This window comes from Mycolicibacterium sediminis (assembly GCF_010731735.1).
Lineage (GTDB): Bacteria > Actinomycetota > Actinomycetes > Mycobacteriales > Mycobacteriaceae > Mycobacterium > Mycobacterium sediminis.
Map to the genome: position 1 here is coordinate 1759487 of NZ_AP022588.1, position 23298 is coordinate 1782784.

A 23298-nucleotide genomic window follows, 5' to 3' on the forward strand; every position below is an offset into this window, starting at 1 on the left:
GCGGACGGGGGAACGACGAGAGTTGCATTTCGTAGACGTCCACTCGCAACGTCGCGCCAAAATGCAACTCTCGCGGTTCCGCATCCGCAGAGCCGCCGGGCCCTGAAACCATGCCCCGGGGCTGTCAGGATCCCGGCGTAGTCTCGGCCGAATGCGACCCCACGGCGACGACCGGGACACCTGGGACATCACCACCAGCGTCGGTTCGACGGCGCTCTACGTCGCCGCCGCCCGCGCGCTCGAGGCGCAGAAGCCCGACGCCCTCGCCGTGGATCCGTTCGCGGAGGTCTTCTGCCGCGCGGTCGGCGGCGACTGGGCCGACGTACTCGACCCCGCGGCGGGCGACGGGACCGGCCAGGGCGTGTTCGGTCTCCGGTCCGACTTCGGTGGGCACTTCGTCTCCTTCCAGGGTGCGCGCACCCGGTACTTCGACGCCTACTTCGCCCGCGCGGCGGACGCGGGCGTCGACCAGATCGTGGTGCTCGCCGCCGGCCTGGACTCGCGGGCGTACCGACTGCCGTGGCGTGATGGCACCCGGGTCTACGAACTGGACCAGCCGCAGGTCCTCGACTTCAAGCGGCAGGTGCTCGCCAGCAACGGTGCCGAACCCCGCGCCGAGCGCCGCGAGGTGGCGATCGACCTGCGGGACGACTGGCCGGCGGCGCTGCGCGATGCGGGCTTCGACCCCACCCGCCCGTCGGCCTGGATCGCCGAGGGCCTGCTCATCTACCTGCCGGCGAGCGCTCAGGAGCAATTGTTCGCCGGCATCGACGACTTGGCGTGCCCCGGCAGCTGGGTGGCCGTCGAGGAGGGCAGGCCGATGCCCGACGAGATGTTTCGGGCAAAGCAGCAGGAGGAGCGCGACGCCGGCGAGGACGGCTCGTTCTTCACGCTCGTCTACAACGAGCAAACGGCTCCCGCGCAGGAGTGGTTCACCCGGCACGGCTGGGACGCCGACACCACCGCTCTGCCCGACCACCTCGCCCGGCTCGGCAGGCCCGTGGCCGCCGAGGACTCGGAGGCGGGCCCGATGCTGGCCTCGATCAGTCTGGTGACCGCCCGCAAGGTGTGACTGCAGTCACCCACCGGGGGACGCACCGTGCGTCTCGACAGTTAAGTTATGCAATGCTAACTTCGCGGAGTTAGCTTAGGCATACTTAAGGGAGATGGCGGGGGCGTGAGTCTCCGTGACCACACATGGGTAGTGACACGCTTGCGGGGGCGAGGGTGGACCGGGAGGTCCTCAGCCGTTTCAGTACATGCTGCCGAACGCTCGGCCTGACCGTCCACGATCGGCGTCGTCCGGCCGACCTCGAGGCAGCGCGAACGGGGTTCGCCGAACTGACGCGCATCGCACACGAGCACTGTGACGCGTGGACCGGCCTCGCCGCTGCCGGCGACACCAGCGCGCGGGTCGTGGAGTCCGTGTGGCGGACCGTCGCCACGGCGGGCGCGCTGCAGCGCGAGCTGGAGATGGCGGCGGGCGACCTCGGCTTCGACTACGAGACCGGGCTGTACCTCCGCTTCCGAGCCACCACGCCCGACGACTTCCAACTCGCCTACGCCGCAGTTCTTTTCGAGCGCGGTGAGCATTCGGCGGCCGACCGTCTGGTGGAGCAGCTGCTCGAGCGCAGGCCGAGCTGGCCCAACGCCCGGTGGGTGCGGGTCGCGATGTACTTCCGCGCGGAACGCTGGTCCGACGTGGTGCGCGTCCTCACCCCGGTCGTCAACGACCCCCGGCTCGACGACGCGTACGCCCATGTCGCACGCGTCACCCTCGGCACGTCGCTGGCCCGGCTCGGCATGTTCGCGCCCGCACTGTCCTACCTCGAGGACCCGGCCGGCCCGGTCGACGTCGCGGTCGTCGACGGCACCCTGGTCAAGGCCCTGTCGCTGCGCGCGCAGGGCGAGGACCTCGACGCCGCCGACACCCTCGCCGAGCTGTACGCGGCCAACCCGGAGAACGAACAGGTCGAGCAGGCGCTGTCCGACGCGTCGTTCGGCATCGTGCCGACCACCGCCGGGCGGATCGAGGCGCGCACCGACCCGTGGGATCCCTCGACGGAACCCGACGAGACGGACTTCGTCGACCCCGGCGCCAAGGAACGCAAGGCACACCTGCTGATCGAGGCGGAGGCCGAACTCGCCGAGTTCATCGGACTGGACGAGGTCAAGTACCAGGTGGCCCGGCTCAAGTCGTCGGTCGCCATGGCGATCCGCAGGCAGGAACGTGGGCTCACGGTCGCGCAACGCACCAACCACCTCGTCTTCGCGGGCCCACCAGGAACCGGCAAGACCACCATCGCCCGCGTCGTCGCCAAGATCTACTGCGGCCTGGGGATCCTCAAGAAGGAGACGGTCCGCGAGGTGCACCGCGCCGACCTCATCGGCCAGCACATCGGCGAGACCGAGGCCAAGACCAACGCCCTGATCGACAGTGCGCTGGACGGCGTGCTGTTCCTCGACGAGGCCTACGCGCTGGTGTCCACCGGCGCGAAGAACGACTTCGGCCTGGTCGCGATCGACACGCTGCTGGCCCGCATGGAGAACGACCGCGATCGACTGGTGGTCATCGTGGCCGGTTACCGCGCCGACCTCGACAACTTCCTCGACACCAACGAGGGCCTGCGGTCCCGCTTCACGCGCAGCATCGACTTCCCGTCCTACTCGGCGCACGAGCTGGTCGAGATCGCCACGCGCATGGCGGAGAAGCGCGACAGCGTGTTCGAGAAGGCCGCACTCGACCAGATGGAAACCCTGTTCGCGCAGCTCGCGTCGGCCACCACCCCCGACGCCGCGGGTGTCGCGCGACGCAGCCTCGACATCGCGGGCAACGGCCGCTTCGTCCGCAACCTCGTCGAGCGCTCCGAGGAGGAGCGCGAGTACCGGCTCGACCACTCCGACAGCGACGACTTCACCGACGACGAGCTGATGACGATCACCGACGTCGACGTCCGGAACTCCGCCATCCCGCTGCTGCGCGGCCTCGGTCTGGAGGTCCGGCAGTGAGCGGCCAGCGCACCGAGGACGACGACCGGCGGTCCTTCACGTCGCGCACGCCCGTGAACGACAACCCCGAACGCGTCCGGTACCGCCGCGGATTCGTCACCCGCCACCAGGTCTCCGGCTGGCGATTCGTCATGCGCCGCATCGCATCCGGCGTCGCGATGCACGACACCCGCATGCTCGTCGATCCGCTGCGCACGCAGTCCCGCGCCGTCCTCGTTGGTGCGCTGCTGCTCGTCACCGGCCTGGCTGGTTGCTTCCTGTTCTCCCTCATCCGCCCCGCCGGCGACGCGGGGGACAGCGCGATCCTGGCCGACCGCGAGACCGCGGCCCTCTACGTCCGGCTCGGCGATCAGGTGCATCCGGTGCTCAACCTGACGTCGGCGCGTCTGATCGCCGACCGCCCGGACAACCCGACCACGGTGAAGAGCAGTGAGATCGACCAGTTCTCGCGCGGCAACCTGATCGGCATCCCCGGTGCACCGGAACGCATGGTGCAGAACACCGCTCGCGACGCCGAGTGGACGGTGTGCGACGCTGCCACCGGTCCGGCGACCGGCGTCACGGTCATCGCGGGCCCGCTCGACCAGACTGGGGAACGAGCCACGGCGCTCGCCGACCAGGACGCGGTTCTGGTGCGCAACGACGGCGGACCCAACTCGGGCACCTGGCTGCTGTGGAACGGCCGCCGCAGCAAGGTCGACCTGGCCGACCGCGCCGTGACCGGAGCACTGGGCACCGGCTCGGAGGCGCCCACTCCCCGGACGATCGCGCCGGGCCTGTTCAACGCCGTGCCCGAGGCGCCGGCGCTCGTCGTGCCCGCGGTCCCGGAGGCGGGTGGCCAGCCCGGCTACCAGCTGCCGGTGCCCGCACAGATCGGCGCGGTCGTCGCAGCCTTCGACGCGGACAACACGCTGCGCCACTACGCGGTGCTTTCCGATGGGCTGCAACCGATCTCGCCGGTCGTGGCCGCGATCATGCGCAATGCGAACTCCTACGGCCTGGCGCAGCCGCCACGCCTGGGTGCCGACGACGTCGCCCGCCTGCCGGTCGCGAACCAGATCGACGTCGACGCCTACCCGAGCGCGCCGGTCACCCTCGTCGACGGCGCCGCGTCACCGCTGACGTGCGCACGCTGGTCGCATCCCGTCGACGCCACCGGGGGCACGCTCGACCTCCTCACCGGCGCAGCGCTTCCCGTCGCCGACGGCCTGCGGCCGGTGCCGCTCGTCGGTGGCGGCGCCGGGGTCACGGCCACCCGCGTGGTCCTGTCGCCCGGCACCGGGTTCCTGGTCCAGACCGTCGGCCAGGACGTCCGGCAGCAGCCGGCCTCCCCGGCGGCGGGCTCGCTGTTCTGGGTCGGCGACACCGGCGTGCGCTACGGCATCGACCAGGACGCCGACCAGGACACGCTCGGCGCACTCGGACTGACCGCTGGGCCGCTGCCCATCCCGTGGGCGGTGCTGAGCCAGTTCGCCGCCGGCCCGACCCTGTCGCGGGCCGATGCCCTGCTGGCCCACGACGGACTCGAACCCGATCCCAGCCCGGCCGTCGTCAGGCAGAACCCGTGAGCGCCGCCCGAGAGCGAACCGAGGAACCATGAGCCGATTGATCTTCGAGGCCCGTCGCCGCATCCCGGTGCCGGCCACCCGCAAGGGCACCATCACGATCGAGCCGCCGCCCGAACTGCCCCGCCTGGTTCCGCCGTCGCTGCTGCGCAGGGTGCTGCCGTACCTGATCGTCATCCTCATCGTCGGCATGGTCGTCGCGCTGTTCGCCACCGGCATGCGGCTGCTGTCGCCGACGACGCTGTTCTTCCCCTTCGTCCTGCTGCTCGCCGCGACCGCGATGTACCGCGGCACCGACGGCAAGATGCGCACAGAAGAGGTGGACGCCGAGCGCGCCGACTACCTCCGCTACCTGTCCGTTGTCCGCGACAACGTGCGTGCCCACGCCGCCGAGCAGAGGGCCGCCCTCGAGTGGTCGCACCCCGACCCCGCCCTCCTGGCGGAGGTGCCCGGCACCCGTCGGCAGTGGGAGCGCGATCCGCACGACCCGGACTTCCTGGTGGTGCGGGCCGGCCTGCACGACGTGCCGCTGAACGCGACGCTGCGCGTCAAGGACACCGCCGACGAGATCGACCTGGAGCCCGTGTCGCACAGCACGCTCCGGAGCCTGCTCGACGTGCAGCGCACCGTCCGGTCGGCCCCCGCGGGCATCGACCTCGCGGCGACCTCGCGCATCACCGTCGTCGGCGATCCCGACGAGGTCCGGGGCGCCCTGCGGGCGTGGATCGCGCAGGCCGTCACGTGGCACGATCCCGCCGTCCTGGGCGTGGCGCTGGCCGCACCCGATCTCGAGGACGACGACTGGGCATGGCTGAAGTGGTTGTCGCACTGCGACGTACCGGGCCGGGTCGACGGCGCCGGTCCCGCGCGCTACCTGACGACCACCGTCACGGAACTGCGGGACCTGCTCGCTCCGGCGCTCGACGACCGCGGCACCTTCGGATCGGGCGACTCGCCCACCCGGCACCTGCTGGTGATCGTGGACGACCCCGACGCCGACCCGGGCATCGTAGTGCCGCGGGCGGGTATCGCCGGTGTCACGGTGGTGCACAGGTCCACCGCGGAGCCACACCCCGAGCAGTACTCGGATCCCGAGCGTCCCGTCCTGCGCGTGGTCGACGGCCGCATCGAGCGCTGGCAGTCCGGCTCATGGCAGACCTACGTCGGCCAGGCCGACCACTACCCGGTGGCCGACGCCGAACACGTCGCGCGCCGACTCTCGCGATGGGACTCGAATCCCCGCCACACGAGGACCACCAGCGCGGGCCTGGAGACGTTCAACACCCTGCTCGGCATCGCGGACGCCTCGGCGCTCGACGTGGCGGACCTGTGGGCACCGCGCAGCCGCGCCGACGAGTTGCGCGTGCCCATCGGCGTCACCGCGACCGGTGAGCCGCTGATGTTCGACCTCAAGGACGAGGCGGAGGGCGGCATGGGGCCGCACGGCCTGATGATCGGCATGACCGGCTCGGGCAAGTCGCAGACGTTGATGGCGATGCTGCTGGCCCTGCTGACCACCCACTCCGCCGACCGGCTGGTGGTCATCTACGCCGACTTCAAGGGTGAGGCCGGCGCCGACATCTTCCGCAACTTCCCCCAGGTCGTCGCCGTCATCTCGAACATGGCCGAGAAGCGCTCGCTGGCAGACCGTTTCGCCGACACGCTGCGCGGCGAGGTCGCCCGCCGCGAGCAGCTGCTGATGGAGGCGGGCCGCCGTGTCCAGGGCAGCGCCTTCAACTCGGTGCGCGAGTACGAGGCGGCCATCGCGGCCGGCCACGACCTGGCCCCGATGCCAACGCTGCTCGTCGTCGCCGACGAGTTCTCGCTGATGCTGGCCGACCACCCCGAGTACGCCGACCTGTTCGACTACGTCGCCCGCAAGGGGCGGTCCTTCCGCATCCACATCCTGTTCGCCTCGCAGACCCTCGACGTCGGGCGGATCAAGGACATCGACAAGAACACCTCATACCGGATCGGCCTTAAGGTCGCGAGCCCGAGCGTGAGCCGGCAGGTGATCGGCGTCGAGGACGCCTTCCACATCGAGGCGGGGCCCGACCACAAGGGCGAGGGCTTCCTGGTGCCCACCCCGGGTGCGATGCCGGTGAAGTTCCGCAGCACCTATGTCGACGGCATCTACGATCCGCCGCGCACGCCGACGTCGGTGGTCGTGTCGGCCGTCCCCGTCCCGCAACCGTTCACGGCTGGCCACGTCGAGGCGCCCACGGAGACCGTGGTCGTCAGCGGCGCGGTCGAGGAGGACGTCCGACCGCCGCGCAAGCTGGTCGCGACGATCGGCGATCAACTGTCCCACTATGGTCCCAAGGCGCCGGCGCTGTGGTTGCCGCCGCTCGACGAGCCCATCCCGCTCGCCGAACTGCTGCACCGGGCCGGCGTGCCAGAGCGGCAGTGGCGCTGGCCGCTGGGCGAGATCGACAAACCGTTCCAGATGCGTCGCGACCCGCTGGTGTTCGACGCCACCTCGGCGGGCGCGAACCTCGTCATCCACGGTGGGCCGAAGTCGGGCAAGACCACGGCGCTGCAGACCTTCATGCTGTCGGCCGCCGCGCTGCACTCGCCGCGCGACGTGACCTTCTACTGCCTGGACTACGGCGGCGGACAGCTGCGCCCGATGTCCGACCTGGCCCACGTGGGCAGCGTCGCCTCGCCGTTGGAGCCCGAGCGCATCCGCCGCACCTTCGGTGAACTGGAGCAGCTGCTGCGGGCCCGTCAGGAGCGGGCGGCGAACGGCGGCAACGGGGTTCAGACGCAAAGCGGAGAGGCGTACCCCCACGTCTTCTTGGTCATCGACAACCTGTACGCGTTCAGCCGGGACAACACCGACCAGTTCAACACCCGGAACCCCCTGCTGGCCAGAGTGACCCAGCTGGCCAACACGGGTCTGTCGTACGGCATCCACGTCGTGATCACGACGCCCAACTGGCTCGAGGTCCCCTTGGCCATGCGAGATGGGCTGGGGTTGCGACTCGAACTTAAGCTGTCCGACTCGCAGGACAGCAACGTGCGGGTGGTCGGGGCGCTGCGCCGTGCCGCCGACGGGGTGCCCGCCGACCAGCCGGGACGCGGCCTGACCATGGCCGCCGAACACTTCCTGTTCGCTCGGCCCACGCTCGAGACGATCGGGGCGATCAACGCCCGCCACCCCGGCCAGGCCGCACCGCCGGTTCGGTTGCTGCCGACGGTGCTGGCACCCGAGGCGGTCGCGCCGCTGTACCGGGGACCGGAGCGGGTGGTCGTCGGCCAGCGCGAAGAGGATCTCGCCGCGGTCGAGGTCGACTTCGCCGACAACCCGCTGCTGATGGTGTTCGGCGACACCAAGTCCGGCAAGACGACGCTGCTGCGGCATCTGATCCGGACGATCCGGGAGAACTCCACGCAGGACGAGGTCGCCTTCACGGTGATCGACCGCCGGCTGCACCTGGTGGACGAGCCGCTCTTCCCGGACAACGAGTACACGCCCAACATCGACCGGGTGACGCCGGCGATGCTGGGCCTGGCCGCACTGCTCGAGAAGCGCCGTCCCCCGGCAGGTCTCGCGGCCCGTGACCTCAGCGGCTGGACGTACGAGGGGCACACCCACTACCTGATCGTCGACGACGTCGACCAGATCCCGGACGCGCCCGCCATCAGCGGGCCCTACGTCGGGCAGCGGCCGTGGACGAACCTGGTGGGACTGCTGTCGCAGGCGACGGAGCTGGGGCTGCGCGTCATCGTGACGGCGCGCGCGGCGGGCTCCGCCCACGCCATGCTGCGCCGCCTCAACGAACTGCAGGCCACCACCCTGATGCTGTCGGGCAATCCGCAGGATGGTGGCAAGATCCGCGGCCACCGGTTCAGCCGGCTGCCCGCGGGGCGGGGGCTGTTGCTCGACGACGGCGACGTCGCGACGTTCGTGCAACTGGTCAATCCGTTCGTCGACGAAGCGGCGACGAGCGGCAACTCGGGAAGGGAGTTCAACCGATGACACTCAGGGTCGTTCCGGAGGGGCTGACCGCGGCCGGTGGTCAGGTCGAGGCACTCGTGGCACGTCTGGCCGCCGCCCACGCGGCCGCCGCGCCGGTCATCTCCACCGTGCTGCCGCCCGCGGCGGACCCGGTCTCGCTGCAGTCGGCGGGAGCGTTCAGCGTCCACGGCGCGCAGCACAGTGCCGTTGCGGCACAGGGCACCACGGAACTCAGCCGGTCCGGACTGGGCGTCGCGGAGTCGGGCACCAGCTACGCCACGGGCGACGCCATGGCCGCGTCCTCCTACCTGACCGCCGGTAGCTGACGCCGCCATGACCGCTCCCGTCTGGATGGCGCTGCCGCCCGAGGTGCACTCGGGTCTGCTCAGCAGCGGCCCCGGTCCCGGCCCGCTGATGGCCGCCGCCGCGGCGTGGCAGTCGTTGAGCGTCGAGTACTCCACGGCCGCAGCTGAACTCACCAGCCTGCTGGCCGCGGTGCAGTCGGGTGCGTGGGAGGGGCCGAGCGCCGAGCAGTACGTCGCCGCGCATGCGCCCTATCTGACCTGGCTCGCTCAGGCCAGTGCCAACAGCGCGGCATCGGCAGTCCAGCACGAGACGACGGCGGCGGCGTACACGACGGCGCTGGCGATGATGCCGACGCTGCCCGAGCTGGCGGCCAACCACACCGTGCACGGCGTACTGATGGCCACGAACTTCCTGGGCATCAACACGATTCCGATCGCCGTGAACGAGGCCGACTACGTCCGCATGTGGGTGCAGGCCGCCACGACGATGAGCACGTACCAGGCGGTCGCTGGTGCGTCGGTCGCCGCGACGCCCGCCACCCCGCCCGCGCCGATGCTGGTGGCGCCCGGCGTCGGCGAGGCAGGATCGGGCGCCGCGGACGCGCAGCAGTCGGTCGCACAGGTGCAGGCGGTCGACGCGGGGTCGGCGCTGAACAACGCCGACTTCCTCCAGCAGATACTCCAGGCCTACACCGACTTCACGTCGTCGCTCTTCGACCCGCTCATCGACTTCTTCGCGGACCCGCTGGGGAACACGGTCGATCTGCTCACGGGGCTCCTGACGAATCCCGGGCCGACGCTGGTGCAGTACGGACCGTTCCTGTTCGCCCTGGCGTATCAGGCGATCTCGTGGGTCGGTGCGTCGCTGACCTACCCACAGCTGCTGTTGCAGCCGCTGCTCGCGATCGGTCTGGGCGTCGGCAACTACTTCCTCCAGGAGTACCTCAACAGGCCGGCCGCCCCGGAGCCGGCACCGGCCGAGCAGCCCGCGCCGGCGCAGGCGCCCGCTCCGCGCGCCGAGGTTCAGCAGCAACAGCCGCTGCCCGCCGCCAGTGTCGCCCCGACGGTCACGCCGGCGCCCGCCACGTCCGTGACGTCGGTGCCCGCCGGGTCGGCGCCCGGCGTCGGATCCGCCGCCGCGGCGGGCGCGCCGCTGGTGCCCTACGCGGTGTCGGGCGGCAACCCCGGCCCCGGGCCCACCCCGACGCTGCGCGAGGGCACCGGTGCCAAGGCCCCGGCCTCGGACATCGCTGCTGCGGCGGCGACGGGTGCGGCGGCGTCGTCCCTCGCGAAGCGCAAGGCGCGTCGCAAGCGTGGCGCCCAGGTCCAGGAGCGCGGATACGCCGACGCCTACATGGACTACGAACCCGAACCGGATTCCGAACCGACGCCTCGGGCGCAGCCCGGTAGCAGCGCGTCGTCGCGCGGAGCGGGTCAGATCGGCTTCACGGGGACCACGACCGCGGAGAGGCCCGCGTCGACGCAGGACGTGCGAGGTCTCACCCAACTCCCGGACGACCCGTACGGCGGAGGTCCCGTCGACCCGCTGATGCCGGGCGACTGGGACCAGGAGGGGGGACCACGCACCTGAGACACCCGAGCACCGACCACGCACGATCACTTTCACAGATGAGGACCCACCATGAGCCTTCTCGACGCTCACATCCCCCAGCTCGTCGCCTCGGAGGCGGCGTTCTCCGCCAAGGCCGCGCTCATGCGCAGCACCATCGCCCAGGCCGAGCAGGCCGCACAGTCCTCGCAGGCGTTTCACATGGGTGAGTCGGCTGTGGCGTTCCAGGCCGCGCACGCCCGGTTCATCGAGGTGTCGGCGAGGGTCAACGCCCTGCTCGACATCGCCCAGGCGAACATCGGCGACGCCGCGTCCACCTACGTCGCCGAGGACGCCGCCGCGTCCAGCACCTACACCGCAATCTGATCCGCCGAGCAGAGCTGAAGGGACACAACAGATGTCGCAGATCATGTACAACTACCCGGCCATGCTGGCGCTGTCGGCGGAGATGAACGGCTACTCCGGCGCGCTCCACGCCGTGGGCGCCGACGTCGCGAGCGAGCAGGCCGCGCTGTCCGCGGGCTGGCAGGGCGACACCGGCATGTCGTACCAGGCATGGCAGGCGCAGTGGAACACCAGCCTCGAGGAGCTCGTCCGGGCCTACCGGGCGATGGCCAGCACGCACGAGATGAACACCATGTCGATGAGCGCGCGGGATGCGGCACAGGGCGCGAAGTGGGGCGCGGCCTGATGACGTCGAGCCCGATGCGGGGGCCCCGATGAGCAGTGGGCGCTAACGCGGTCGAGCTGACCGCCGAGCAGGCGTGGTCCGTCGCGGACACGGTGGGTGCCGGGAACTTCCCGTGGGTTCTCGCCATCACCCCGCCGTATGCGGACCTCGCGGCGCGCCCGGCCTTCGACGCCCGGTTGCGGGACGAACTGACCGGGCTGGGCGTGCTGGCCGACGGCCGCGTCGCCGCGTCGGTCGCCCGGTGGGTCACCGCGACCTGTCGTGCACGGCGGTGGCTCGAACTGCGGTTCGTGTCCGGTCCGGGACGGCTGTTGCGCGGCTTCGTGTCCCGACTCGAGGGCGGCGTGGTGGTGGCGTTCCGCAGCGGCGGCCTCGTCACGTTCACCGAACTCGAGGTCGACCATCCGCAGGCGCTGGTACCGGTGGTCACGGCGGGGCTGTCGCACCGACCGGCCGCACGCTTCGACGAGTTCGTCCTCGCCGCGCGGGTCGGGGCCAGAGCCGACGAGAGGCTGCGCGGCGGGGCCACGCTGACGGACGTCGTCGACGACCTCGGCATACCGGCCGGTGCACGGCACGTCGTGGAGGCGGCGTACGCGCCCGACCGCACGTACGTGGAGATCGTCGCCGGGGACCACCGCGACGGCCACCGCGTCAGCACCGAGGTCGGCGTCAGCGTCGTCGAAACCTCGGCCGGGCGCGTACTCGTCAGTCCCGCAGTGGGATACGACGGCGAGTGGGTCTCGACGTTCACCCCCGGAACCCCGCTGGCCATTGCGGCCGCCGTCGAGCGGCTCACCTCGACGCTGCCCGACGGCGTGTGGTTCCCCCACGCCCACCTCACCAGAGACTTCGACCATAGAACGGAAGACCAGGAATGTCCGACACCATCACGTCCGGCTCGCCGGTGATGCCCATCGTGCGCGTCGCGGTCCTCGCGACCGGCGACGAGGGCGGCCGGCTCGTCGACATGGCGCTGCCCACCGAACTGCCGCTGCGCGAGATCCTTCCCGCGGTGCGCCGCATGGCGCTGCCGACCGGTGACGCGCGCCCCGCGGTGCCGGTGCAGCTGTCCCTCGCCCCGGTCGGAGGAGTGCCGTTCAGCCTGGACGCCACCCTCGACACCGTCGGTGTCGCCGACGGCGATCTGCTCGCCCTGCAACCGGTTCCGGTGGGTCCGCCCGCACCGCGCATCGTCGAGGACATCGCCGACGCCGCCGTCATCTTCTCCGCGGCGCGCGAACGGCCCTGGGGCGCCGAGCACGTGCAGCGGGGCGCCTCGATCGCCGTGCTCGCGCTCGTCGTCCTCGCCACGGCCGTCGCCACCCTGCACCGCGTCGCCACGGGCCAGCACGCCGGACTGTTCACCGTCAGCGGTGTCGCGCTGCTGACGGTCCTCGGTGCACTCGTCACCCGGTCCCGGACACCGCGGCTGGCCACGGCCCTGTCGGTCACCGCGCTCCTCCCGATCGCGGCGGCGTTCGCGCTCGCCGTGCCCGGTGACGTCGGCGCCGCCCAGGTGCTGCTCGCCGCCGCGGGTGTGACGGCGTGGTCGATCATCAGCATCACCCTCGCCGAGCGAGCCATCGCCGTGTTCACCGCGGCGACCACCGTCGGCGTCGGCGCCGCGATCGTGTCCGGCGCGGCCGCACTGTGGACGCTCGACGCCCTGGTCCTCGGCAGCGCCCTGATCGTGCTCGCGCTGCTCTTCACCGTGCAGGCCGCGCAGCTGTCCGCGCTGTGGGCCCGGTTCCCGGTGCCGGTCATCCCGGCGCCCGGCGACCCGTCCCCGGCCGCCCCGTCGCTGCGCGTGCTCGAGGACCTGCCCCGCCGGGTTCGGGTCGGCGACTCGCACCAGACCGGCTTCGTCGCGGGCGGCGTCGTCCTGGCCGTCGCGGGATCGGTCGCCCTCGTTGCGCCGCAGGGCGTCTCGGCGTGGGCGTGGTACGTCGTGGTCGCGGCGGCGCTGGGCGCGGCACTGCGGGCCAGGGTGTGGGACTCCGCGCCGTGCAAGGCGTGGCTGCTCGGCCAGTCCTACCTCGTCACCGTCGCGCTGGGCATCGTCTACCTGCTCGACGAGCGCTACGAGGCGGCGTGGTGGGCGCTGATCGTCCTCGCCGGGCTGACCGTGGCGTGGGCGATCGCCGCGCTCTACCCCGCGGTCGCCAACCCGGACACCTACTCGCTGCCCATGCGGCGGGTCACGGGCTTCGTCGCCTCCGCGCTCGACGCGTCGCTGATCCCGGTCATGGCGTACCTCGTCGGGCTGTTCACCTGGGTGCTGGAGCGGTGACCGACGCGCGGGTGCGCGCCGGATTCGCCTCGCTCGCGGTCTCGGTAGCGGTCGCGGTGACGAGTTGTCCTGCGGCATGGGCGATTACGCCCCCCGAGATCGACGCTCAGGTGGCACCGCCGCCGGGCACGGCCGGCCCGGTTGCTCCGATGGCACAGCGCAGCCCCTGCCTCGTCGCGGGTGTCCTACCGGGCAGCGATCCCGGTGCCGCGAGCCCCAACGGCGGGCTGCTGAACCTGACGGGCGCGTGGGAGTACAGCCGTGGCGACGGCCAGACGGTCGCCGTCATCGACACCGGGGTCCGCCCCGGCCCCCGCCTGCCGAACGTCGAACCCGGCGGTGACTACGTCGAGAACACCGACGGGCTCACCGACTGCGACGGCCACGGGACCCTGGTGGCGGGTCTCATCGCCGGACAGCCCGGCGAGGACGGCTTCTCGGGCGTGGCGCCCGGCGCACGGCTGATCTCCATCCGCCAGACTTCGGGACGGTTCGCACCCCGCGCGACGGGGGAGGACCCCTTGCTGGTTCGGGCGACGCTGGACGTCACGAGCCTGGCCCGCGCCGTGGTGCGGGCCGCCGATCTGGGCGCACGGATCATCAACGTCTCGACGGTGACCTGCCTGCCCGCCAACAAGGCTGTCGCACAGGACGAACTCGGTGCGGCCCTGCGCTACGCGGCGGTCGAGAAGGACGTCGTCATCGTCGCCGCGGCGGGCAACAACCGGGCCGGGCTGAACGCGGGGTCGGCCTGTCCGTCGAACCCGCTGTCGGACCCCGGGCGTCCCGACGACGCGCGCAACTGGGCGGGCGTCACCTCGGTGTCGATCCCGTCGTGGTGGCAGCCCTATGTGCTCTCGGTCGGATCGGTCAGCGCGCAGGGCCGGCCGTCCGACTTCACGTCCGCGGGACCGTGGGTGGGACTCGCCGCGCCCGGGCAGGGCATCGCTTCGGTGAGCAACGCCGACGGCGGTGGACTCGCCAACGCGCTGCCCAACGATCAGGGTGAACTGTTCGGCGTCAGCGGCACCAGCTACGCCGCGGCGTACGTGTCGGGCGTCGCCGCCCTGGTTCGCAGCCGCTTCCCGGAGCTGCGCGCCGACGAGGTCGTGCGCCGGATCACCGCCAGCGCGCACGGCGCCGCACGGTCGCCGTCCAACCTCGTCGGGGCGGGCACGGTCGATCCGGTCGCCGCCCTGACGTGGGACGTCGGCGCCGACGACGGCGCCGAGGCGCCGGAGTCACGGCAACTCGCCGCGCCCGCACCGCCCGAGGTCGTCGACCACACTCCTCGCACCATCGCCTTCGTCGGCACCGGCGTCCTCGCCGTCGCCGCGGCGGCCACCCTGATCGCCGCACATCGACGGAAGGAGGGCTGATGACCGCCCGACTCACACTGGCGCTGCTCGTCGTCATACCCGCCGCCATGGGTTACCCGTGGCACACACCCACCGAGCGCTGGGTGCTCGGCGTCGCGATAGCGGTGGTGCTGATCGTGCTGGCGTGGTGGCGGGGACAGTTCCTCACCACGATGATCCGCCGCCGGCTGGCGGTGGCGCGACGCAACCGCGGGGCCGGCGCGTCGACGCCTTCGGACGACGTGACGGTGCTGCTCTCGATGGCCGGGCGGTCGGATGCGACGCTGCCGCTCGACGTGATCGCCGGCTACGTGGAGCGGTACGGCGTGCGGTGCGCGTCCGTGCGCGTCACCACCCTCGACCTCGGTGACACCCGGCGCACGTGGGTCGCCCTGACGGTGGCCGCGGTCGACAACCTGGCGGCGCTGCGGGCCAGGTCGCCCGAACTGCCGCTGTTCGAGACGGCGGAGATCGTCGGCAGGCGGTTGGCCGACCATCTGCGCGAACTCGGCGTCGAGGCGGTCATCGTCGACGACGTCGAGGGCCCTCTCGTCGAGTCGGCTCGCGAGACGTGGCACGGGCTGCGCGACGACGCCGGATTCGTCAGCGCATACCGGATCCCCGTCGACGACACCCTGCCCGAGCGTCTCGAGCAGGTGTGGGCCCATGCGGGCGAGGCGACGTGGACGGCGCTGGAGTTCAGTGGTTCCGCTGCCCGGCCGTCGGCGGTGGCGGTGGCGGCCATCCGCACCGACGACGTCCAGAAGGGTTCGCCCGTCCCCGGTCTGGTGCCGCAGAGCGGACGGCATCGCCCGCTGCTGAGCGCCCTCGGCTCGGATACCGGCGAGGCCCTCGGCCTCGACCCGGCACCGTTGCGGGCGGACGTGCTCGACCGGCTGCACTGGCCGATGGGTTCGGCGGAAGTGGCGGGCGGAGCGCACGCGCGCTTGTAGCATCGCCGCATGGCAGGGTTTGCTGCCGGAGACCGGTCGGTCCTGGCGCTGGCCTCGGCGACCGCCATCGGCGCGGTGGTCGGGGCGATGGCGCTGTGGCCGCACGCCGTCGACGACGCCTCGCCGGTCGAGCCCGTCCCGTCGTCCACCTCGACGAGCACTCCCATGGTGGCCGTGCCCGCAGGAACCGTCTCGGTGGCGCCGGAACCGCCGGTGGACGCGCCTGCCCTGGCACCCGTCGTCGACGCACCCGTGCCGGTCTCGGTGCCCCCACCCGTGGTGACGGCCCCGCCGCCCGGCCCGACGTCCAGCACCCCGCGACGGACACCGACCCCGACGCTGCGGACGCCGATGAGCGTGAGCCCGACCCCGCGGACCGCCTTCCCCAACCAGCCGGGCGGCACCGGTGACGGTGACACCGACGGCGGCCTACTACCGGGCGTCGGCCTCGGCCCCTTGTAGCGTCGCCGCCGAGTGGCCACTTACGTGCGCCGGCAGGCCTGGCTGCGGCAGGTAACTGGCCACTCGAGCTAGTCGAACATGAACTCCGAGAGGAAGCGCGTCATGCGGCGCAGGTAGTCCGGCTGGCTGACGTGCAGGACGTGATTGCCGGGGAACCAGTGGAACGCGCACCGGTCCCAGTGCTGCCACAGCCGCTCGGCCTGCTCGGGCGGAGCCAGACGATCGCCGAGCCCGGTGATGATGAGTCGCCGGTCCTTCGGCACCAGCGGCCGATAGTTCAGCGGCGAGTGGTAGGCGGACGCGGCGGTCATCAGGTCCTGGTCGGTGTGCGTCATCCGATTGCCGAGCTTGACGAGCAGGTTGGCGGGGAACCAGTCGTCGAACGCCGCGTCCGGCGTGACCACGGGGACGTTCGGGATCACGGCCTGGACGCGGTCGTCGACGCCGGCGATCAGCGCCGAGGTGTAGCCGCCCAGCGACATCCCGGTCAGAGCGATGCGGTCCACTCCGGTGTACTCGAGATGGTCGAGCACGGAACGGAAGTCGTGCACGGCCTGTGCCATCGCCTCGGCGAACCCTGCGAGCCCGTCGGCGAAATAACCGTAACCGCTGAACGGCGAACCCCTTTCGGCTCGCCTGCCATGGAAGGGCAGGGTGTACAGCACGATGTCGTAGCCGGCGCGGTAGAACCACGGCAGCGAGAAGAACAGCCCGTTGAACAGGTACGCCGACCCCATGAAGCCGTGGATCAGGCACAGCGTCGGATGCGGTCCGTCGTCGTGGCGCCAGTGCTGCGCGTGCACGACGCTGTTGCGCGCGTATCCCAGGCGGCGGTCCCGTACCGCGGGGTTGACGGCCTCGAAGCTGCTCGCGAACCGCAGGTTCTCCACCCGTCCGCGGGCAGTCCACTCGGCGATCGGATTGGCCGGCCGCGTCGACACCCGCGGCGGCCGGGTGGGCGCGGGGAACGAGGCCGCGGGATCCTTGCCGGCGGCCAGGTCGGCGTAGAACTCGAGCGCCGCGTGCTCGGCCCGCGTATCGGAGGGGCGCAGGGCCGACATCGCCATCCGCGGCAGCATCGTCGCGCTGATCACGGACGCGATCGCGGTGCGCAGACCCAGATCGGCGACCGCCGACGAGTCCACGATCAGCCGCTGCTCCCAGGTGAGATCCTCCCGCCGGGGGAGACCACCCCTGGTGGCGTCCGCACCGGGGACGTCGAGGACGGGGATCGGTGGATCGATCGCATCCGTCTGCGCTTGCGCCATACGCGATGGTAACCCGGCACTCGGGTGTCACCGGCGAGCCGTCTATGCGTGGCATATGAGTTCCTCGCACTGCAGATGAACGCCAACCATCCTGGAGGAGACGCACCAACCACACATCCCAGACGAACGAAGGAGTTCCCTGATGAAGAGCTATGCGGCAACGGGTTTCGCGATCGGCGCGCTGATGATGGGCGGGATTGCGCTCGCACCATCGGCGGCCGCCGTGCCGATGGGCGGCTCGGCCGAGGACACCGTCGAGTGGCTGCGCTCCGAGGGCTACCAGGTCCAGCTCGACGGCGGACCCAGTCAGGGATCGCTGTCCCAGTGCACCGCAACGGGTGTGAGTGGTCTGCGCGGTTCGAACGTCGACGACGACGATCGCCGGATCGACGGGACCCAACTCGACACGGTGCACGTGACGACCTCCTGCAACGACACCGTCTAGGACAACCGGTACACCAGGGAGTCGCCGACGGTCGTCGGTGGGAACGTCGCGGCCACCCAGTCGGCGATCTCCCGGGTGTGCGCAGTCGAATGATTCTGCGAGCGAACGACTTCGCCGTGCGGCCGGGCCGCTCCCGCACCGCCCGCCTCCACCCAGTAGGTCACCCGGCCGGCATGCACGTCGTCGACGAACCGTGCCAACGTCGGCACGGGGTCGCCACCCCATCCGCCGACGGCCATCACCGCCGTCCCCGAAGAGATCTCGAGGGCAGCGGCCGACTGCGCTCCGTTGGTCGCCGCCGACCATGGCGTGTCGGTGGCGGCCAGCAGATCGGCGAGCCGGGTGTCGTCCTGTTCGTCCCCCGTCCACGAGGCAGCGGCGGTCGCCCTGCCGTGTGGCATGACCACCGCACTCGGGACGGACCCGTGGTGCGGTGTGCCGACGGTCGCCACGGTGAAGACGACGCTGCCCACCGCCAGCGACGCGGCACCCAGCAGTGCGCCGGGCCCCGTAAACCGGTGGCCGATCGACAGCGCCGCGGCTGCCAAAACGCCTGTGGCCATCACCAGCGTTGCGAATCGGACCCCGTTGCGCTGCAGCAGGAGCGACGACCACGACGACCCGGCCAGCACCAGGGCAGCCATCGCGATCCGACCGCCCCACGCGTCGCGCCACCGCCACGCCCACGTCGACCCCAGCCCCACGAGCGCTGCCACGGCGGGCGCGAGCAGGACCGCGTAGTAGGGGTGCTCGGTGCCGCGCATGTAGCTCAGGACGACGCCGGTCACCACCAGCCAGCCGGCCCACGCGACCAGGGCGGCACGCTCCACCCGCCCGAGCCGACCGCGGCAGGCGAGGTAGGCGCCGATGCCGGTCGCCACGAGCGCCGCGGGCAGCAACCAGGAGATCTCGTCACCCATCTCACCCGTGAACAGTCGTCCCACGCCCGCGGTTCGGGCGCCACCGGCGACGCGGGGCGAATCCTGACCGAGGATCCGGCTCGCGCCGTTGTAGCCGAAGGCGAGGTCGAGCACCGAGTCGTCGGTCGAACCGCCCACGTAGGGGCGTGAATCCGCGGGGATCAGTGCGACCGCCGCCACCCACCAGCCCGCACCGATCACCAGTGCGACGCCCGCAGCCGCGAGGTGCGCGACCCGTCGACGCCAGCGGATGGCCGCGCAGGTCAGGTAGGCGGCGGCGAAGCCGGGCACCACCAGCAGCGCCTGCAGCATCTTCGTCAGGAACGCCAGCCCCACCACCGCGCCCACGAACACCGGCCAGCGCCACGACGTCGACCGCACCGCCCGGATCGACCCGTAGGCGGCGACGGTCGACAGCAGCACCAGCAGTGCGTCGGGATCGTCGAACCGGAACATCAGCGCCGCCGCGGGGACGAGCGCGAGGGTGACACCGGCCACCAGGCCCGCCACCGCACCCTCCACCGCGTCGGTGAACGTCCGGCGCATGGTCGCGTACAGCACCGCCACCGCGGCCACCCCCATCAGCGCCTGCGGGGCGAGCACCGCGAGCGGGTGCATGCCGAACACGCGCACCGAGAGTCCCGTCACCCACAGCGCGGCGGGCGGCTTGTCGACGGTGATGAAGTTCCGGGCGTCGAGCGACCCGAAGAACCACGCCGACCAGCTCTGCGCGCCGGCCTGGGCGGCCGCCGCGTAGTAGGTGTTGCCGTACCCGCTGGCCGACAGGTTCCACAGGTACAGGGTGGCCGTGCCCGCGAGCACGGCGGCGAGCGTCCACCGCGGCCACCGGTCGGTCACGGGGTCAGCGTCGTCGGGGATGCTCCCGAGAGCCGGTGCGGCGCCTGTGAATCACCTGGGCGCGAGGTCGAACAGGCGGGCGCCGTTGTCGTACAGCACCGCTCGCCGCCAGTCGTCGTCCACGTCGTCGAGTCGGGTCACGGAGGTGAGTGCCTCGGCGTACCCGTACGGGATGTTGGGGAAGTCGCTGCCGAACAGGATGCGGTCGCCGACGTCGCGCAGCCGCGAGTAGTCGGCGGTGGGGAAGGGCATCGTCTCCTCGGCGAAGGCCGTGAACGCCATGGTGGTGTCGAGGTAGACGTCGTCGAACCGCTGACACAGGTCCAGGAACTCCGAGTACTCCGGCATGCCGAGGTGCGCGACGATCAGGCGCAGCCGGGGATGGTGTAAGAGGACGTCGAGCACCGGCCCGGGACCGGTGTACTCGCCCGGCGCGGGACCCGAGCCGCAGTGCATGACGACGGGTACGCGCGCGTCGGCGATCATGCCCCAGGCGGCGTCGAGCAGCGGGTCGGACGGGTCGTACCGACCGACCTGGACGTGCGCCTTGAACACCCGGGCGCCCCGCCCGATCGCATCGGCGACGTAGTCCTCGACACCCGGTTCCGGGTACAGCGTCGCGGTGGCCAGGCAGTCGGGGGTCGCCTCCGCGAACTGGGCCGCCCACTGGTTCAGCCACGCCGCCATCCCGGGCTTGTGCGGGTAGACCAGCGAGGTGAACGCGACGACGCCGAACTCACGCAGGGTGCGCAGGCGTTCCACCTCGTCGGTGCGGTAGGTGATCGGCCACTCGCGGCCGACCAGCGGACCCGCCGAGTCGAAGTACTGCCAGACCTTGTCCATGACCCGCTTGGGCATGAAGTGGGTGTGCACGTCGACGATCCCGGGCAGCCCGAGGTCCGCCCAGATCCGCCGCACGGCCGCTGTCTCTTCCATCACCGGACAGGATGGCAGAGGATCGCAGGCATGTGGAATCCCGACGTCTACCTCGCCTTCGCCGACCATCGCGGTCGGCCGTTCTTCGACCTGCTGTCGCGGGTGGGGGCGCAGAGCCCCCGCCGGGTGGTCGACCTCGGCTGCGGACCCGGAAACCTGACCGTGACGCTGGCCGAGCGGTGGCCGGACGCGGTCATCGAGGCCGTCGACAGCTCGGCCGAGATGGTCGAGGCGGCCCGCGCCCGCGGGCTGGACGCGAAGCTGTCGGGCATCGCCGACTGGTCGCCGAAGCCCGACACGGACGTCGTCGTGTCCAACGCCGCACTACAGTGGGTGCCCGGACACGCGGACATGCTGGTGCGGTGGGCCGGCCTGCTCGATCCGGGGGCGTGGATCGCCATGCAGGTGCCCGGTAACTTCGACGCCCCCTCGCACGAGGCCGTGCGCACGGTCGCCCGGTCGGACGAGTTCGCCGATGCGTTGGCCGACATGCCGTTCCGCGAGGCCGACGTGGTCGCCGCCCCGACCGGGTACGCGGAACTGCTGGCCGACGCCGGATGCGTGGTGGACGCCTGGGAGACCATCTACGTCCATCAGCTCACCGGGGACACGCCGGTGCTGGACTGGATTACGGGCACCGCACTGACCCAGGTGCGCAGCCGGCTCGACGACGACGCCTGGGAGCGGTACCGCCAGGCCATCATTCCGCTTCTGGCTCAGGCCTACCCGATGCGGCGTGACGGCACGACGTACTTCCCGTTTCGGCGGGTGTTCGTGGTGGCGCGGGTCGGCGGCTGACTACCTCCGGTCGCGGGCGGCGTGCAGCGCGTCGAGGACCTGGCGCACCAGATCGCCGATGTCCGCACCGGTGGTGTCGACCACGAGGTCGGGGTTCTCGGGCTCCTCGTAGGGTGCGTCCACCCCGGTCAATCCCTTGAGTTCGCCTGCGCGGGCGCGCTTGTAGAGACCCTTGGGGTCGCGGTTCTCGCACTCGGCGAGCGACGTCGCGACGTGCACCTCGATGAACGGCAGCTTCGCCGCCTCGTTGAGCGTGCGGGCGATGTCGCGGTCCGACTTCAGCGGCGACACCAGCGACGCCAGCGCCACGACGCCCGCGTCGGCGAGCAGTCGCGTGAGATGCCCTACGCGGCGGATGTTCTCGGCGCGGTCACCCGCGGAGAAGCCGAGGTCGTCGCTCAGGCCGTGCCGGATGTTGTCGCCGTCGAGCAGGTAGGCCACGTCGCCGGACTCGACCAGTGCGCGCTCCACGGCGACGGCGAGCGTCGACTTGCCGGAGGCGGGCAGCCCGGTCAGCCAGATCGTGGCCCCGCGCTGGCCGGTCTTGCCCCAGCGGTAGTCGCGGTCGAGCGACGACGGGTGCCAGCGGATGTCGTTGCGGGTCGGCTCACCGGGCTTGACCTCACGCGCCTCGGTGACGGTTCCCGCGCCGACGGTGTCGTTGGAGGTCTCGTCGATGAGGATGAACGCGCCGCTGTCGCGGTTGTCGGCGTAGGGGTCCGCGACCACGACGCCGCTGGTGCGCAGTGTCACCGCGCCGATGTCGTTGAGCGTCAACTCGACTGGACCGTCAAGGTCGTCGAGTGTCTCCGGGTCGAGGCGGGTGTGCAGTTCCTGGACGGTGGCGCGGACCGTGCGTGCGCCCTGCTTGAGCGCCAACCGGTCGCCGGCGCGCAGCGGGGTGTCGGCGAACCAGCACACCGTCGAGTACAGCTCGCGGGCCGCCACCGGCAGCACGGCATCGTCCGCGCCGCTGACGAATACGTCGCCGCGGCCGACGTCGATGTCGTCGGCGAGTTCCACCGACACCGACAGCGGGGCAACGCCGGTGGCGCGGTCGTCGTCGAGGGTGTCCAGGGCCGTGACCGTCGACCGGCTGCCCGACGGCAGGGCGAGGATCGGGTCCCCGACGCTCAGCGTGCCCGCCGAGATCCGGCCCGTGTAGCGGCGCCGCTGTTCGGCCGTCGGCCGCGACACCCACTGCACGGGCAACCGCAACTTCGTCGGCTCCGGTTGCGGCGCAGACAGTTCGATGCCCTCGAGGTACTCCAGCAGGGTGGGGCCGGTGTACCACGGCGTGTTGTCGGAGCGGAGGACGACGTTGTCGCCCAGCTTGGCTGCGATCGGGATCACCGCCAGGTCGGCCTCCGTGCCCGACCCGCCGAGCCGGTCGGCCACCTGCTGCAGTTCCGCCTGAACCTCGTCGAACCGGGCCTGATCGAAGTCCACCAGGTCGATCTTGTTGACCGCCGCCACGAAGTGCTTGATGCCCAGCAGCTTGGCGATCCGGGCGTGCCGCCGCGTCTGGCGCAGCACGCCGGCGCGGGCGTCGACGAGCAGGATCGCCACGTGGGCGTTCGACGCACCGGTGAACATGTTGCGGGTGTAGGCCTCGTGGCCCGGGGTGTCGGCCAGGATGTAGCTGCGGCGTTCGGTCGAGAAGAACCGGTACGCCACGTCGATCGTGATGCCCTGTTCGCGCTCGGCGCGCAACCCGTCGGACAGTGCGGCGAGGTCGGCGACGCCCGCCTCGTCGGTGACGGCGTCCAGGTGATCCAGCGGCAGGCTGTCGGTGTCGTGCATGAGCCTGCCGATCAGCGTGCTCTTGCCGTCGTCGACCGACCCCGCCGTGGTGATGCGCAGCAGTTGCCGTGCAACCACATTCCCCGTCGCTTCGCTCGCCCCA

19 protein-coding genes are annotated in these 23298 nt (G+C 71.6%); 15 read left to right on the forward strand and 4 right to left on the reverse strand.

Annotation, left to right across the window (positions count from 1 at the left end; all coding sequences use genetic code 11):
• Positions 1-151: 151 nt before the first annotated feature.
• From G6N64_RS08445 to G6N64_RS08505, 13 genes are all read left to right on the forward strand, one after another.
• On the forward strand, positions 152-1072 hold the full coding sequence (locus G6N64_RS08445; protein ID WP_163796483.1) for a class I SAM-dependent methyltransferase: 921 nt from the start codon (positions 152-154) through the stop codon (positions 1070-1072).
• Between the two features lie 125 nt (positions 1073-1197).
• Positions 1198-3009, forward strand: a complete 1812-nt coding sequence (gene eccA / locus G6N64_RS08450) for a type VII secretion AAA-ATPase EccA (protein WP_163796484.1) — start codon at positions 1198-1200, stop codon at positions 3007-3009.
• A complete protein-coding gene (gene eccB, locus G6N64_RS08455) occupies positions 3006-4577 on the forward strand; it encodes a type VII secretion protein EccB (RefSeq protein ID WP_163796485.1) in 1572 nt (523 codons plus the stop codon). The genes eccA and eccB overlap by 4 nt, the downstream gene beginning before the upstream one ends.
• Before the next feature lie 28 nt (positions 4578-4605).
• Positions 4606-8556: a type VII secretion protein EccCa gene (eccCa, locus tag G6N64_RS08460; protein WP_163796486.1), complete on the forward strand. Its 3951-nt coding sequence runs from the start codon at positions 4606-4608 to the stop codon at positions 8554-8556.
• Complete coding sequence (locus G6N64_RS08465; RefSeq protein ID WP_163796487.1) at positions 8553-8861, forward strand: PE family protein; 309 nt, start codon at positions 8553-8555, stop codon at positions 8859-8861. Before eccCa ends, G6N64_RS08465 begins: the two co-directional genes overlap by 4 nt.
• 7 nt (positions 8862-8868) lie before the next feature.
• Entirely contained in the window at positions 8869-10431 is a 1563-nt protein-coding gene (locus tag G6N64_RS08470; RefSeq protein ID WP_163796488.1) for a PPE domain-containing protein, read from the forward strand.
• A 51-nt stretch (positions 10432-10482) separates the two neighbouring features.
• Positions 10483-10776, forward strand: coding sequence for a type VII secretion system protein EsxG (esxG, locus tag G6N64_RS08475; protein ID WP_163796489.1), 294 nt, complete (start codon positions 10483-10485; stop codon positions 10774-10776).
• 31 nt (positions 10777-10807) lie between these two features.
• Positions 10808-11101, forward strand: coding sequence for a WXG100 family type VII secretion target (locus tag G6N64_RS08480; protein ID WP_163796490.1), 294 nt, complete (start codon positions 10808-10810; stop codon positions 11099-11101).
• A 35-nt stretch (positions 11102-11136) separates the two neighbouring features.
• Entirely contained in the window at positions 11137-12012 is an 876-nt protein-coding gene (locus G6N64_RS08485) for an ESX secretion-associated protein EspG (RefSeq protein ID WP_163796491.1), read from the forward strand.
• Entirely contained in the window at positions 11979-13394 is a 1416-nt protein-coding gene (gene eccD, locus G6N64_RS08490) for a type VII secretion integral membrane protein EccD (protein ID WP_246231043.1), read from the forward strand. Before G6N64_RS08485 ends, eccD begins: the two co-directional genes overlap by 34 nt.
• Entirely contained in the window at positions 13391-14773 is a 1383-nt protein-coding gene (gene mycP / locus G6N64_RS08495; RefSeq protein ID WP_281361489.1) for a type VII secretion-associated serine protease mycosin, read from the forward strand. Before eccD ends, mycP begins: the two co-directional genes overlap by 4 nt.
• Positions 14773-15705 carry a type VII secretion protein EccE gene (eccE, locus tag G6N64_RS08500; protein ID WP_163796492.1) on the forward strand — a complete coding sequence of 311 codons (933 nt, stop codon included), beginning with the start codon at positions 14773-14775 and terminating at the stop codon, positions 15703-15705. The genes mycP and eccE overlap by 1 nt, the downstream gene beginning before the upstream one ends.
• A gap of 9 nt (positions 15706-15714) precedes the next feature.
• Entirely contained in the window at positions 15715-16167 is a 453-nt protein-coding gene (locus G6N64_RS08505) for a hypothetical protein (protein ID WP_163796493.1), read from the forward strand.
• 68 nt (positions 16168-16235) lie between these two features.
• On the opposite strand, the gene G6N64_RS08510 is transcribed toward G6N64_RS08505, so the two are convergent.
• On the reverse strand, positions 16236-17435 hold the full coding sequence (locus G6N64_RS08510) for an alpha/beta hydrolase family protein (protein WP_163796494.1): 1200 nt from the start codon (positions 17433-17435) through the stop codon (positions 16236-16238).
• Positions 17436-17577: 142 nt separating this feature from the next.
• On the opposite strand from G6N64_RS08510, the gene G6N64_RS08515 reads away from it, so the two are divergent.
• The gene (locus G6N64_RS08515; RefSeq protein ID WP_163796495.1) at positions 17578-17880 is read left to right on the forward strand and encodes a hypothetical protein; all 303 of its coding nucleotides are present in this window, start codon (positions 17578-17580) and stop codon (positions 17878-17880) included.
• Here the strand turns inward: G6N64_RS08515 and G6N64_RS08520 are convergent.
• On the reverse strand, positions 17877-19658 hold the full coding sequence (locus tag G6N64_RS08520) for an ArnT family glycosyltransferase (protein ID WP_163796496.1): 1782 nt from the start codon (positions 19656-19658) through the stop codon (positions 17877-17879). The genes G6N64_RS08515 and G6N64_RS08520 overlap by 4 nt on opposite strands.
• Positions 19659-19709: 51 nt before the next feature.
• A complete protein-coding gene (locus G6N64_RS08525; RefSeq protein ID WP_163796497.1) occupies positions 19710-20594 on the reverse strand; it encodes an amidohydrolase family protein in 885 nt (294 codons plus the stop codon).
• A gap of 30 nt (positions 20595-20624) precedes the next feature.
• Between G6N64_RS08525 and G6N64_RS08530 the strand changes: the two genes are divergently transcribed.
• Positions 20625-21392, forward strand: a complete 768-nt coding sequence (locus tag G6N64_RS08530; protein ID WP_163796498.1) for a trans-aconitate 2-methyltransferase — start codon at positions 20625-20627, stop codon at positions 21390-21392.
• Here G6N64_RS08530 and cysC read toward each other — a convergent pair whose 3' ends face one another.
• Positions 21393-23273: a sulfate adenylyltransferase subunit CysN gene (gene cysC, locus G6N64_RS08535; RefSeq protein WP_246231044.1), complete on the reverse strand. Its 1881-nt coding sequence runs from the start codon at positions 23271-23273 to the stop codon at positions 21393-21395.
• Between the last annotated feature and the right edge of the window lie 25 nt (positions 23274-23298).